A 12,388-nucleotide genomic window follows, 5' to 3' on the forward strand; every position below is an offset into this window, starting at 1 on the left:
GAAGGCCTCAGGGCGCGGGAGCGCCGGCCGAGGTGTCGTACTGGGTGAAGCGGTCCAGCACGGGGCGCACCTTGCGTGCCGCGTCCTTGCCGGCGAAGTGGTGGCGGAGCCGGCGGTCCGCGTCGAAGACGAGCCACGCGGGGGTCTGCTTCACGCCGTACGCCTGGGCCATGGAGCCGTCATCCACGGCGATGGGATAGACGAGCCCGTGCTCGCGCGCGAACGCCTCCACCGCGTTGGTGTCGCGCAGCTCCCTGGCGGAGTGGGTGACGTCCACGCCGATGACCTTGAGGCCCCGAGGACCGAACTCCGCGAGGAAGCGCTTGAGCGCCGCGAAGTCATTGGCGTGGGCGTCCGAGGCCATGGAGAAGAAGTGGAGGAGCACGGGCAGTTCGTCGAGCTCCGAGACATGGACGGGGGCGTTGATCCACCCTCCATCCGGGTCCAGCAGCGTGAGGGGGATGTCGTGCGTTGGCGTGGGCATTCGGGCTCCCGCGATAGGGCCTGCGTCTGAAGGTCGCCCCTCAAGCTATGCATCCAGGGGAGTCCTCCAGGGCTTGCACCGGGGTGTCGACTGCCTGGCCGGAGGAGGGCGCGCGAGGCGGGTGGCGCTGGACGGACGGCGGCCAAGAGGGCAGACAGTCGCTTCATGCGCATCCCCGACTTCAAGCTGGAGCGGTACTTCGCGCGCTGGGAGTTCGCCGCGCCCTACACCCTGTGCTCCTCGGACATCGAGGGCTGGAAGATGCGGGAGCTGTTGGCGCTCGCCGAGCCGGACGCCCTGGCCCGCTGGGAGGAGCTGACGCTCGGCTACACCGAGGCCCCGGGCCTGCCCGCGCTGCGGCTGGAAATCGCCGCGCTCTACCAGGGCGTGGCGCCCGAACAGGTGCTGACCTTCGCCGGCGCCCAGGAGGCTGTCTTCATCCTGATGAACGTGCTGCTGGGCCCGGGAGACCACGCCGTCGTCACCTGGCCCGGCTACCAGTCCCTGCACGAAGTGGCGCGCGCCACCGGCGCGGACGTGACGCTGCTGCCGCTGCGCGAGGAGGACGGTTGGGCGTTGGATGTGGACGCCCTGCGCCGCGCGCTCAAGCCCCAGACGCGAATCGTCGTGGTGAACTTCCCCCACAATCCGACGGGCGCGCTGCCGGACCGGAAGACCTTCCAGGCGCTGTGCGCGTTGTGCGACGAGCGCGGCATCTACCTCTTGTCCGACGAGGTGTACCGGCTGCTGGAGCATGACCCGAAGGACCTGCTGCCCGCCGCCGTCGAGCTGTCGCCGCGCGCCTTCAGCCTGGGCGTCATGTCCAAGGCGTTCGGGCTGGCGGGGCTGCGCGTGGGGTGGCTTGTCTGTCGCGACGAGGACGTGCTGCGCCGGTGCATGGCGTACAAGGACTACACCACCATCTGCAACAGCGCCCCCAGCGAGGTGCTCGCCCTCATCGCCCTGCGCTCGAAGGAGCGGGTGCTGGCGCGAAGCCGCGCGTTGCTCGCCTCCAACCTGGCCCTGCTGGACGCGTTCTTCGCGCGCCACGCGGACACCTTCCACTGGGTGCGTCCGCGCGCCGGAAGCGTGGCCTTTCCGCGCCTGCTGCGAGAGCAACACGTGGCCCGGTTCACCGATGCGCTCGTGCAACGAGAAGGCGTGCTGTTGCTACCCGGTAACGTCTACGACTTCCCCGGCAATCACTTCCGTCTGGGGTTGGGTCGCACCAGCCTGCCGGAAGCCCTGACACGCCTGGAGCGCTTCGTCACCGACACCCGGTGAGGCGATGACGCGATGGGTCAGAGTGGCTGACGCCTTACGCCAGAGGGCGACGCATTGCGTCAGGTTTTGCGTCAGCTTCCTGGTTTCCGTGTTCTCGACCTTTTACACCCTGAGACTCTAGAGTGAGCGCTTCCCCGTCGGGTCCCCCACCTGGCGAGAGCTGTTCCCCCTACTCCCGAGCGGAGGCGTTCACGATGAAGAAGCTGATGGGTACGGCGATTGCCGCGGCCACGCTGTTGGTTGGCACGCAGGCTGCCGCCACCAATTACACGCTGTGGATTCACGGTCGGAACGGCGGCGGTACGCAGGCCGGGAACTACGGCGACTTCAGCTACTGGGGCCCTGCGGGTACCGCGGCGGGCGTGAACAAGAAGGCCGTGAATTGGAACGGCAAGGAGCGCATCGGCGGGCAGAACGCGCGCGTGCGTGACGCGCTGGACTGTTACTGCACGGGGAACAACTGGTGCTACATCGCCTCGCACAGCGCGGGCAATCTCCAGATTGGCTATGCGCTGTCGCTGTATGGCGGCTCGGCGCGGAGCAAGAAGAACGCGACGCCCAACGCGAGCGGCGTGTGTGGCAACACGGATGGCAGCACGCAGACGGGCTGGAACATCAAGTGGGTGAACGTGGCGTCCGGCGCTGGCGGCGGCAGCGAGCTGGCGGACGTGGGTGAGTGGGCGGTGAGCGAGCCGCTGGTGAGTGACCTGGTCACCACCACGTCGCGGGCCATGTACAACCACAACACCACGCGCAGCGTCTGGTTCTACATGTTCGCCGGTGCGAAGGGCACGCTCTACTCGGGCATCCTCCCCGGGCAGGACGACGAGGCGGTGTCGTACCACTCCACGGGCGGCGTGTCGGGCAGCTCCGGCAGCTCGCAGTGCAACCCGGGCGACTGGTTCTGTGGCGGCACGCTGAACACCGGCACCGCGAACACGAGCGACGGCCGCGCGAAGTGGAGCTTCCACACCGTGTCCCTGCGCGATGACGGCGAGTCGTTCAACCACTACGCCAACGGCAACTGGGGTGGCATCGTCGCCAAGGTCCGCGAGGACGTGGTGAAGTACGCGTACTGAGTCTGTCGCCCTGATGCAGCCATGACGCCCAACAGCCCTGCTCCTGCTCCTGTCTCCCGCCCGCGCCGTCTCGGGTGGGTCTTCCTGGTGATGACCCTGGCCGTGGGTGGGCTGGGGTGGTGGAGCTGGAGCCGGGAGGCTGGCGAGGAGGAGGCTCCGAGCGAGCCTCCTGTCCTGGCGGAGGGCCAGAATCGCGAGGCTGGAGAAGCCCCGCCGAAGTCGGGGTTCGTCGGGCGCGGCGCGGCGTTGGAGCGACGCTCGTCGCCGGGCACGGAGGACATGCGGGTCTCCGTGCTGAGCCCCGAGCAGCGCGAGCGCCTGGAGCGGCGGGAGCTGTGGACGGCTCGGCTGGAGCGGGCGAAGCAGACGCTGGAGTCCTACGTGTCCGCGACGCGTTATCCGCCGCAGTCCCGCTCCATCCGGGAGCATCCGGACCAGGTGGTGCTCGCGGAGCCGGAGCGCACGCGCCCGTTGAGTCGCGAGCACGCGGACGTGCAGCTCCGGTTGAAGCAGGACCGGGTCTTCGTGGTGAGCGACGAGGCGGTGCACTTCTTCGTCTCGTGTGAGGACGCGCAGCGCGCGCCCAGGCCCTGTCAGGTGTTGTCCGCGTCCGCGCACGAGGCCGAACACGTGCAAGGCGCGGGGGGTGTGCCCGCCGTGCCCGTGGCCTTCACGGACGATGGCGCCGCGGGTGACGCGCTCGCGGGCGACGGCATCTTCACGGGGCGGTTCCAGCCGTCGAAGCAGGGCTTCCCGCTGTATTCGGGCACGCTGCGCGTGGACGTGCGGGTGCGCTCGGACAAGGCCGAGGGCATGGCGTTCCTGGACATCCTGTACACGCCTTCTCCGCCGGCGACCTTCACGGGCAGGGTGCGTGAGGCGCTGGCGGACGGCTCGCTGCTGCTCTACCTGGGCATCCACGTGCGCAAGGCGGGGCGATATGTCGTGGCCGGACGCATCGACAACGAGAGCGGCGAGCCCTTCGCGCATGTCTCCTTCAACGAGGAGCTGAAGGAGGGGGTGCAGGAGGTGAAGCTCACCGTCTTCGGCAAGCTCGTCCTCGACGAGGCGCCGACCTTCCCCCTGCAGTTGCGCGACGTGGAGGGCTTCCTGCTCAAGGAGTCGGGGGACCCGGACCGCGAGCTGATGACCACGATGCGTGGCTATGTCCACACCACGAAGGAATATCCGGCGACGTCCTTCTCGCCCGATGAGTGGCAGAGCGAGGAGCGCAGTCGCAACCGGAACGAATTCATCCGCGACGTCGAGGAGGCGCAGCGGCAACTCGACGCGACGCTCGGCGAGGAAAAGCGTCCCTGAGTCGCGGGTGGGTCCTCCGACGTGACGGTGACGCCTGTTGGGGCCGTCGTGGAGCGGCACGGCTCGCCCTTCAGGCGACGCCCGGCTCGTGAGAGTCCACCGGCGTGGGCTCCGTGGAGACAGCGGAGACCTCGGGCTCGATGGACGTCGCGCCCCGCTGCTCCGCCAGCAGTTGCGCCTGCGGCGCGGCCTGCTCCGCGAAGGTCTCACCCGGAGCCGAGGCCTGCTCCGTGTTGGACGGGGCGACCGCCACCGACTCCTCGAAGCTGTCGCCCACCATCGCGCTCTGCTCCGTGAGGAACTGCCCGAGCACCGAGGCCGGCTCCGCCGGTTGTGCGTCGGGCTGGAGCTCCACGGCGTCCGCCACCACGTCCACACCCTGCGCTCCGAGCGCGGAGACCACGGGGACACTGGCCGCGACGGGGTTGGCCGCGAGCGAGCCGAGCACCCCCGCGAGGGCCGCGTCCGCCGGGCCAAACTCCTCCTCCGGAACCAGGTCGCCCAGGTCGCTCAGGTCCGCGAGGAACTCCTCCGGTCCCGCGGGCCGCACGGACGCCCCCATCAACTCCCCGGACGCATACCGCGCCGCCGACAGGCCCTCCACCGCGCTTCCACCCGGCATCACGCCGCCGATGGCCGAGGGGCTGTCCTCGAACGAGTCCAGGTCCAGGTTCAGGTCCAGCATGGGGTCCGCCCGCCCAGAGGAGCCCGGAGGGTCCATCATGAACAGCAGATCCTCCGGCGCATCCACGCTGGGCGAGGAGGTGTCCAGGTTGTGGAGCTCCCACGCCGCCTCGTCGGGCGAGAGGATGTCGGAAGCATCCGGCGCGTCCGCGCCCCCGCGCCTCGACGCCCGCCCCACTGCGCCGCCCGTGTCACGCGGCGCACCCAGCGCGGAAGGCAGCTGGGAGCCAAGCACCTGCGCGTAGCGGGGCGCGGCGGGCTCGAACGAACTCTCGCCGGAGAACACGCGCAGCGACGCATGATCCAGGTTGCGCGCCGAGCCGGTTTCCTCCGCCTCGTCCAGGTCGAACGAAGACAAGAGGGCATCGGCGCCATCCGCGCCGTCCGCCTGGAAGTCGCTCTCGTCGGAGTAGCCCCGGCGGATCTTCGACACGGGGTCCAGGGACTCGCTCTGGGTGAGCGGGGACACGCTGGTGTCCACGTCGAGCGAGGTGCGCCGCAGCGAGGACAGGATGCTCGAGGACAAACGGCGGATGGAAGTCATCGGACACCTCCCGGGGCGCACACGTCGGACATCATCGTCATTGTCGTCGTCCCCGGGTGAAAGTTGCCAGGGGCCCCGCGTGGGGTCCCCACCCACCCTGAAAGAGGGGAGTCCGCACCCATCACCTGTGGGGTCGCCACCCCTCCCACTGGACAACGTTTCCGGATGCAGGGCGCTTGCAACGTCCGCCACCGAACGAGTGCGGGGCGGGCGCCGAGGTCGGCTGGCACTCACGCTCCAGACACCGCAAAAAGAGAGGTATCCGTAGTGGGCGCTCGCCTGGGGATGGGCGCTGGCCTCCCGCTTGCTGGGGAGAGGCTCGAGGAGGCGGTGTCATGCTGCGTATCGAAAGCGCGGGACAGACCCATATCGGTCGCCGGCCCCACAACGAGGACTCCTACTGTGTCCTGCCGGAGCTGGGGCTGTACGTGGTCGCGGATGGGCTGGGTGGGCAGGAGGGCGGCGAGGTGGCGAGCCGCTGTGTCGTGGACACCTTCGCGGGCCTGGGGCATCGATGGGAGCGCGAGCGGGAGGCGGTGTGGCCGGAAGTCGCCGACCCCCGCCGCACGCGCGAGGAGAACCTGCTGGCGGCGTGCTCGCAGCTGGCCCAGCGAAACCTCCAGGCCCAGCGCGTGGGCCGGCTGAGCGAGATGGCCTCCACGGTGGTGGCGCTGGCGTTGGGGCAGGAGGGCGCGGCGGTGGCCCATGTAGGGGACAGCCGGCTGTACCGGCTGCGGGGCGGCAGGTTGGAGTCGCTGACCCGGGACCACTCGTTCATCGAGGAGCTGAAGGACGTGGGCATGGAGCCTCCGGGGGGAGCGTCCAACTGGCGGCACCTCATCACCCGTGCGCTCGGGACGGACAACGCGGAGCCCACGCTGCAGCGACTTCACGCGGAGCCTGGGGACGTCTTCCTGTTGTGTTCGGACGGCCTCTACGAGCCGCTGGGGATGGACGGGCTGGCGCGGCGCCTGTCGCTGTCCTCCGCGCGTGAGGTCTGCGATGCGTTGGTGGCGGATGCCTTCGAGGCCGGAGGCAAGGACAACATCACCGCCGTGGTGTTGCGCGTCGCCGACGCTTGAGGCGCAGGTCAGTGGAGGTGGGAGGGTCAGCCGGAGGGCGCCGGGTCATCCACGCCTTACTGCTCAAGCCTGGAAGCTTGGGGTAGGGTGTGGCTTCTGGGGTTCCCCCACCCTGGTCATTTCCCCTCACGTCCGACACCGCAGCGCATGACGCACAGCCTCGCCGCTCGTCTGACCATCGCCATCACCCTGGTCATCCTGGCCCTCACCGCGCTCTGCGTGACGTTCACGGGCGTCGTGCTGCGCTCCCGGATGGACACGGAGCTGGCCCAGGCGCTTACCCATGACGAGTCCGCCTGGAGCCGGTTGGTGGCCCAGGAGGCTCGGACGCTGAAGGTCCTGCTGCGCAGCGCCGCGGCGAATGCCCAGCTTCGCGCGCTGCTCTCCGGCGCGACGGTGGACGCGAAGGCGCTCCAGACGTTCTCCGAGGAGCAGAAGGCCCTGGTGTCGGTGGAGCTGTTGCTCATCACCACGCCGGAGGGCGGGCTGCTCGCGGGTTCGTACCGGGAGCCGCTGCCCGCGCTCGCGCAACTGGTGCGGAGCGGTGCGCCTGGGGTGCTCTTCGTGGGCGAGGCGGCCTACTGGACGGTGTCCCGGCCGGTGGAGGTGGACGGACGCGCGGTGGGGCACCTCGTGTTGGGGAGTCGGTTCGACGATGCGCCGCTGAAGGACTTGAGGAATCAGCGGGGTGTGGAGCTGCTGCTGCGCGTGGGCCCGAGGTTGGTGGCCCGGTCCGTGGACGTCGTGGCCCCGGAGGCCTTGCTGGCGGCGGTGGACGCGGACGTGGAAGAGGGGCGCGTGGACGTGGAGGACTCGTCGTTCCGCGTGGCGCGCCTGCCGGTGGGGCAGGGGTTGGAGCTGGTGCTCGCGCGGGACGAGAAGACGGAGGCGTCGCGTTTCGGCACGGCGGTGCTGCTCATCGTCGGGTTGGGGCTGTTCACGGCGCTGGCGGCGGGCGGTGTGATTTTCCTGCTCGTGCGACGGATGACGAGCCCCCTGCGGGAGCTGACGGCGGCGGCGGCGCGGGTGGTGGCGGAGGGCGACTTCCGGGGCACGCTGGAGGTTCACTCGCGGGACGAGATTGGCCGGCTGGCCGCGTCGTTCGCGGAGATGATGGTGCAGCTGCGTTCGCTGCTGATGGCGCTGAAGGGCTCGGCCGAGCAGCTCGAGTCCGCCGCCGCGCAGCTCACCGATTCCGCGTCGATACAGAACGAGGCGGTGTCCCAGCAGGCGGTGGCGCTGCACGAGACGCAGATGGCGGCGCAGCAGCTCCAGGAGTCCTCCCGGGCTGCGGCCAGGCGCGTGGAGACCATCCAGCGCGAGGCGGAGAAGGCGAGCGGCTTCGGTCAGGCCGGCGAGGCGGCGGTGTCTGGCAGCGTGGGGGGACTCACGCACATCCGCTCGCACGTCGAGCAGATTGGCCGCACCATCACCGTGTTGCATCAGCGCACGCGACTGGTGGGCGACATCACCCGCACGGTGAAGGACCTGGCGGACCAGTCCAACGTGCTGGCATTGAACGCCTCCATCGAGGCGGCGCGCAGTGGAGACCAGGGGCGGGCCTTTTCCGTGGTGGCGCGGCAGATGCGCTCACTGGCGGACCAGTCCGCGGGAGCGACGACGCGCGTGCAGGGCATCCTGGGCGACATCGGCCGGGCCATCTCCGAAGCCGTGCGCATCAGTGAGGGTGGGGCGCGCGAAGTGGAGGGAGGGCTGGAGCAGGTGCAGGCGGCGGGTGAGAGCCTGCGCTCGCTGGCCGGCATCATCCAGAGCAACGGCCAGACGGTGCGGAGCATCTCCGATGCCGTGCGCCAGCAGGACGCGGGCATCGCGGAGCTGTTCGCCGCGCTCAGCTCCATGGCGGACGTGGCGGACCAGATTGTCGACCGCATGGCGGCCAGTGAACAGGCCGCCATCCAGCTCTCCGCCGCTTCGGGCGAGCTGAGCGCCATCGTCGGCCGCTACCAGCTCTGAGGTTTCACGTCCGTCGAGGCGCGCTTCAGCCCAGCTCACCACCGTCGATGGCGTGAGCGGCACCCGTGATGGCGCCCGCCGCGTCCGACGCGAGGAAGAGGCACAGCGCCGCCACCTCCTCCGGCTGGACGATGCGGCCCATGGCGTTCATCGATGCCAGGGCCTCGCGCGCCTGCTCTCCGGTGCGACCCGTCGTGTGTGAAATCGCCGCCGTCGCGTTGGAGAACATGTCCGTCTCCACCCAGCCCGGGTTCACCGCGTTCACCGTCACCTGCTTCTTCGCGTACTCCACAGCCAGCGCGCGCGTCAGGCCCAGCAGCGCGTGCTTGGAGGCGCAGTAGGCGGACGTGTATTTCATCCCGCGCACGGCGGCCATGGAGCCGATGTTGATGACCCGGCCACCTCCCGCCTGTGCCATCGCGGGCATCAGCTCGCGGCAAAGCAGGAAGGGGGCCGTCACATTGATGGCCATTACCCGCGCCAGGTCTGCGGTGCTCGTCTTCGTCAGCGGTGCGGACACGGTGATGCCCGCGTTGTTCACGAGCACGCCCGGGGCGCCTTCCGCGAGAATCGTCTTCGTCGCCGCGACCAGCGCGGCCTCGTCCGCCACGTCCACGACGAGGGGCCGGATGCTGTCTCCGCCCTCCTTCACGAGCACCGCGAGCGCATCCGCGGCGCGGGCCAAAGCCCAGACGCGATAGCCCTCACGCGCGAAGGTCAACGCCACGGCGCGGCCAATGCCTCGGCTCGCGCCCGTCACCACCACGGTCTTCTGGATCGTCGTCATGCGCGGCAGCCTAGCGCCCCAGGCCGGCACGGGCACGCCCGACGACACGACTCACGCGGTGGGGGCGAGCACCGCGACGGGCGCCTGGGGCCGCAGCCGCTCCCCCACGCGCTCCAGTCCCTCGCCGGCCCGCGCGCGGGCATGCACCTGGGGATAGTCGTCGAACGCCGTGCCCAGCCACCGGTCCAGCACCGTGGTGTACAGGCCGTAGTGGCCCTGGTGCCGGGCGTGGTGCATGGCGTGGAAGGTGGGCGTGAGGACCTGTCGCCCGAGCCAGGTGGACACGAAGCGCTCCGGCAGCCACTCGGTGTTCCCATGGCCCACCACGTTGAGCACGTAGTTGGCGAGGATGTAGAGCATCACCCCCGCCTGGGTGACGGGCATCACCTCCATCGCCAGGATGACGAGGCCGAAGTTGCCCGCCAGCAGCACCGCGCGCTCCATCAACGAGAAGGACAGCGAGGTCAGCGGATTCGTCACCTGCGCCACATGGTGCTGCGCGTGGAACCAGTAGAGCGCGCGGGTGTGCAGCAGGCGGTGCGTGGCGTAGAACCACACCTCGAAGCCCACGAAGAGAAAGGCGAAGGTCGCCACCGTGGCGCCCACGCTGAAGGGCGCCAGTCGCGACTGGTACACGACGCGGAACGCGGCGACGAGCACCGCGTCGAAGACCAACACCCGCACCGCCGCCCACGCCTCGCTGCGAAGCTGTCCCGGCGCCAGCGGCTTGCGGTAGACGCGCCGCCGCGCCCCGGCCTGGAGCCCGGCCGCCCACCATCCCAGGCCCACCATCGACACCTTCAGCGTCCCCGACACGCCCAGGACGAAGGGAAACAGCGCCATGAATGCGTGCACCATCGTGCTCCACCTCCGGCCCTTGCCGCCGACACCCCATGTTAACCCCCCGGAGGCAGGCGCGGTTGCGGGGGCGTTTGACGCTCCTGGAGGCGGGCGTTAGGACGGCGCCATGGCACGCGCGGACATCACTGACTTGTTCCGGCTGGACGACCTGCTGTCCCCCGAGGAGAAGGCCGCTCGCGACACGGTGGCCGCCTTCGTGGACCGCGAAGTGCTGCCCATCATCGGCGGGCACTTTCGCGATGGCACCTTCCCATTCCACCTGGTCCCCCAGCTCGCGGAGATGGGCGTGCTGGGCGCCAACCTCCAGGGATACGGCTGCGCGGGGATGAACACCGTCAGCTACGGCCTCATCCTCCAGGAGCTGGAGCGGGGAGACTCGGGGCTGCGCTCCTTCGCCTCCGTGCAGGGCTCGCTCTGCATGTTTCCCATCCATGCGTATGGCAGCGATGAGCAGAAGGAGCGCTTCCTGCCGGGCATGGCCAAAGGGCGCGTCATCGGGTGCTTCGGCCTCACCGAGCCGGACTTCGGCTCCAACCCTGGAGGCATGCGCACCCGCGCGCGCAAGGACGGCGACGACTACGTCCTCAACGGCACCAAGACGTGGATTACCAACGGCGCCATCGCCGACGTCGCGGTGGTGTGGGCGAAGACGGACGACGGCGGCCCCGAGTCCGTCCGAGGCTTCCTGGTGGAGAAGGGCATGCCCGGCTTCACCGCGCGGGACATCCCCGGCAAGTTCTCCCTGCGCGCGTCCATCACCAGCGAGCTGTCCTTCCAGGACGTGCGTGTGCCCGCGCGCAACATGCTGCCCGGCGTGGTGGGCCTGCGAGGCCCCTTGTCCTGTCTCAACAACGCGCGGTTGGGCATCGCCTTCGCTGTCACCGGCGCGGCCATCGCCTGCTTCGAGGGCGCGCGTGAGTACTCCCTGTCCCGCGCGTCGTTCAACGGCAAGCCCGTGGCCGGCTACCAGCTCACGCAGGAGAAGCTGGCGGACATGCTCCAGGACATCGTCAAGGCGCAGCTCGTGGGCCTGCGCGTGGCGCGGCTCAAGGACGAGGGCAAGGTGACGCCCGTCATGGTGAGCCTGGCCAAGCGCAACAACGTGAAGAGCGCGCTCGACATCGCCCGCGTGGCGCGGAGCATCTACGGCGCCAATGGCATCACCGATGCGTACCCACCGGTGCGCCACATGCTGAATCTCGAATCGGTCTTCACCTACGAGGGCACCCACGAGGTGCACACGCTGGTGCTCGGCAAGGCCATCACCGGAATCGACGCCTTCGACTGACGTCCGCGTGACGCCTCCCCTCATCCCAGTCGAGCGGGAGAGGGGAGGGCCATCACGGGTGAAGCCGAGGTCAGCCCTGGCTCTCGCCGCCCTCGGCCTTCGGGGTTTCTTCGGCCGTCGTCGCCTCGGCTTCGGTCGGAGCGGACGTTTCGGCGCCTTCCTCCGAGGCGGTCTCCGTGCCTTCCGCCGAGGCCTCGTCGGACAGCTCCGGCGCGGTGCCAGCGGCTTCCGCCGCCTGCTGCGCCTTGAGCTCCTCGTCGTTCATGAAGCCGACGGGGTTGTCCTTCCGGTTGAAGAAGCGCACCGCCTTCTTCGAGAGCGCGAACATCTGCTCGGCCGCCGCGGCGGGCACCAGCGAGTGCTCGATTTGCGCGGGGTCCGGACGCTCCACCACGCCGAGCTCGCCGTCCTCCAGCCGCTTGGCCTGCTCCGGCGTCAACTCCATCCGCCGCAGCTTGCCCTTGCGGGTCATGAAGTAGAACGCCGTCTCCCCGGGCTCCAGCGGCACCTGCGAGCCCAGCACGAGCTCGCGCAGCGCCTTGTCCAGCTCCACCTGGCGCTTGGATTCGGCGCGCTGGTAGGCCTTGGAGCCGGGCATGGGGGGCAGCTTGGGAATGGGCTTCTCGGCCACGGCGGCGGGACGCCCGTGCTGGGGCGCTCCACCTCCGCCACCGCCACCGGGCCGGAACGAGCCACCATGACGGGGCGCACCGCCACCACCAGGGCGGCCACCACCGGGACGTCCGCCACCCTCTCGGGGGCCGGGGCCACGGTCCTCGCTCCGGGGTGACGGGCCACCGGATGTCCGGTTCTCGTCACGCCGGGGCGGAGGACGGTTGCCGCCTGGACGTCCGCCCTCCTGGGGCTGGGGCCTCCGGGCTTCCGTCTGGCTGGTTGCCGCATCAGCCTTCTTGGACTGTTCCTCGGTGACGAGGCCCGCCTTCAACAACTTGTCGCGCAGGTTCTGCATGAGAAGGGCGTTCTATCCCTTGCACGGCCGC

11 protein-coding genes are annotated in these 12,388 nt (G+C 69.8%); 6 read left to right on the forward strand and 5 right to left on the reverse strand.

Annotated elements, in window-relative coordinates; translation table 11 throughout:
- Positions 1 to 7: 7 nt before the first annotated feature.
- Entirely contained in the window at positions 8 to 484 is a 477-nt protein-coding gene (locus HUA74_RS13035) for a peroxiredoxin (protein WP_174454787.1), read from the reverse strand.
- 165 nt (positions 485 to 649) lie between these two features.
- Between HUA74_RS13035 and HUA74_RS13040 the strand changes: the two genes are divergently transcribed.
- From HUA74_RS13040 to HUA74_RS13050, 3 genes are all read left to right on the forward strand, one after another.
- Entirely contained in the window at positions 650 to 1,768 is a 1,119-nt protein-coding gene (locus tag HUA74_RS13040; protein WP_174454788.1) for an aminotransferase class I/II-fold pyridoxal phosphate-dependent enzyme, read from the forward strand.
- 194 nt (positions 1,769 to 1,962) lie between these two features.
- Complete coding sequence (locus tag HUA74_RS13045; RefSeq protein ID WP_174454789.1) at positions 1,963 to 2,847, forward strand: hypothetical protein; 885 nt, start codon at positions 1,963 to 1,965, stop codon at positions 2,845 to 2,847.
- A 21-nt stretch (positions 2,848 to 2,868) separates the two neighbouring features.
- Entirely contained in the window at positions 2,869 to 4,167 is a 1,299-nt protein-coding gene (locus HUA74_RS13050) for a choice-of-anchor X domain-containing protein (protein ID WP_174454790.1), read from the forward strand.
- Positions 4,168 to 4,237: 70 nt separating this feature from the next.
- On the opposite strand, the gene HUA74_RS13055 is transcribed toward HUA74_RS13050, so the two are convergent.
- Positions 4,238 to 5,395, reverse strand: coding sequence for a hypothetical protein (locus HUA74_RS13055; RefSeq protein ID WP_174454791.1), 1,158 nt, complete (start codon positions 5,393 to 5,395; stop codon positions 4,238 to 4,240).
- Positions 5,396 to 5,730: 335 nt separating this feature from the next.
- Between HUA74_RS13055 and HUA74_RS13060 the strand changes: the two genes are divergently transcribed.
- A complete protein-coding gene (locus tag HUA74_RS13060; RefSeq protein ID WP_174454792.1) occupies positions 5,731 to 6,477 on the forward strand; it encodes a PP2C family serine/threonine-protein phosphatase in 747 nt (248 codons plus the stop codon).
- Positions 6,478 to 6,624: 147 nt separating this feature from the next.
- Positions 6,625 to 8,451 carry a methyl-accepting chemotaxis protein gene (locus HUA74_RS13065; protein WP_174454793.1) on the forward strand — a complete coding sequence of 609 codons (1,827 nt, stop codon included), beginning with the start codon at positions 6,625 to 6,627 and terminating at the stop codon, positions 8,449 to 8,451.
- 25 nt (positions 8,452 to 8,476) lie between these two features.
- Here HUA74_RS13065 and HUA74_RS13070 read toward each other — a convergent pair whose 3' ends face one another.
- Entirely contained in the window at positions 8,477 to 9,238 is a 762-nt protein-coding gene (locus tag HUA74_RS13070) for an SDR family NAD(P)-dependent oxidoreductase (protein WP_141646495.1), read from the reverse strand.
- A gap of 51 nt (positions 9,239 to 9,289) precedes the next feature.
- The gene (locus HUA74_RS13075; protein WP_174454794.1) at positions 9,290 to 10,096 is read right to left on the reverse strand and encodes a sterol desaturase family protein; all 807 of its coding nucleotides are present in this window, start codon (positions 10,094 to 10,096) and stop codon (positions 9,290 to 9,292) included.
- A gap of 109 nt (positions 10,097 to 10,205) precedes the next feature.
- On the opposite strand from HUA74_RS13075, the gene HUA74_RS13080 reads away from it, so the two are divergent.
- Positions 10,206 to 11,387 (forward strand): acyl-CoA dehydrogenase family protein, encoded by a 1,182-nt coding sequence (locus HUA74_RS13080; RefSeq protein ID WP_141646493.1) that lies wholly within the window; start codon positions 10,206 to 10,208, stop codon positions 11,385 to 11,387.
- 70 nt (positions 11,388 to 11,457) lie between these two features.
- Here HUA74_RS13080 and HUA74_RS13085 read toward each other — a convergent pair whose 3' ends face one another.
- Positions 11,458 to 12,357, reverse strand: coding sequence for a DUF2058 family protein (locus HUA74_RS13085; protein ID WP_174454795.1), 900 nt, complete (start codon positions 12,355 to 12,357; stop codon positions 11,458 to 11,460).
- Positions 12,358 to 12,388 lie beyond the last annotated feature (31 nt).

It is taken from the genome of Myxococcus sp. CA051A (genome assembly GCF_013336705.1).
GTDB lineage: Bacteria > Myxococcota > Myxococcia > Myxococcales > Myxococcaceae > Myxococcus > Myxococcus llanfairpwllgwyngyllgogerychwyrndrobwllllantysiliogogogochensis.

Bases quoted from the DNA above. Each gene is read 5' to 3' on its own strand.
- HUA74_RS13035 (WP_174454787.1), bottom strand. From the start codon at position 484: ATGCCCACGCCAACGCACGACATCCCCCTCACGCTGCTGGACCCGGAT.
- HUA74_RS13040 (WP_174454788.1), top strand. From the start codon at position 650: ATGCGCATCCCCGACTTCAAGCTGGAGCGGTACTTCGCGCGCTGGGAG.
- HUA74_RS13045 (WP_174454789.1), top strand. From the start codon at position 1,963: ATGAAGAAGCTGATGGGTACGGCGATTGCCGCGGCCACGCTGTTGGTT.
- HUA74_RS13050 (WP_174454790.1), top strand. From the start codon at position 2,869: ATGACGCCCAACAGCCCTGCTCCTGCTCCTGTCTCCCGCCCGCGCCGT.
- HUA74_RS13055 (WP_174454791.1), bottom strand. From the start codon at position 5,395: ATGACTTCCATCCGCCGTTTGTCCTCGAGCATCCTGTCCTCGCTGCGG.
- HUA74_RS13060 (WP_174454792.1), top strand. From the start codon at position 5,731: ATGCTGCGTATCGAAAGCGCGGGACAGACCCATATCGGTCGCCGGCCC.
- HUA74_RS13065 (WP_174454793.1), top strand. From the start codon at position 6,625: ATGACGCACAGCCTCGCCGCTCGTCTGACCATCGCCATCACCCTGGTC.
- HUA74_RS13070 (WP_141646495.1), bottom strand. From the start codon at position 9,238: ATGACGACGATCCAGAAGACCGTGGTGGTGACGGGCGCGAGCCGAGGC.
- HUA74_RS13075 (WP_174454794.1), bottom strand. From the start codon at position 10,096: ATGGTGCACGCATTCATGGCGCTGTTTCCCTTCGTCCTGGGCGTGTCG.
- HUA74_RS13080 (WP_141646493.1), top strand. From the start codon at position 10,206: ATGGCACGCGCGGACATCACTGACTTGTTCCGGCTGGACGACCTGCTG.
- HUA74_RS13085 (WP_174454795.1), bottom strand. From the start codon at position 12,357: ATGCAGAACCTGCGCGACAAGTTGTTGAAGGCGGGCCTCGTCACCGAG.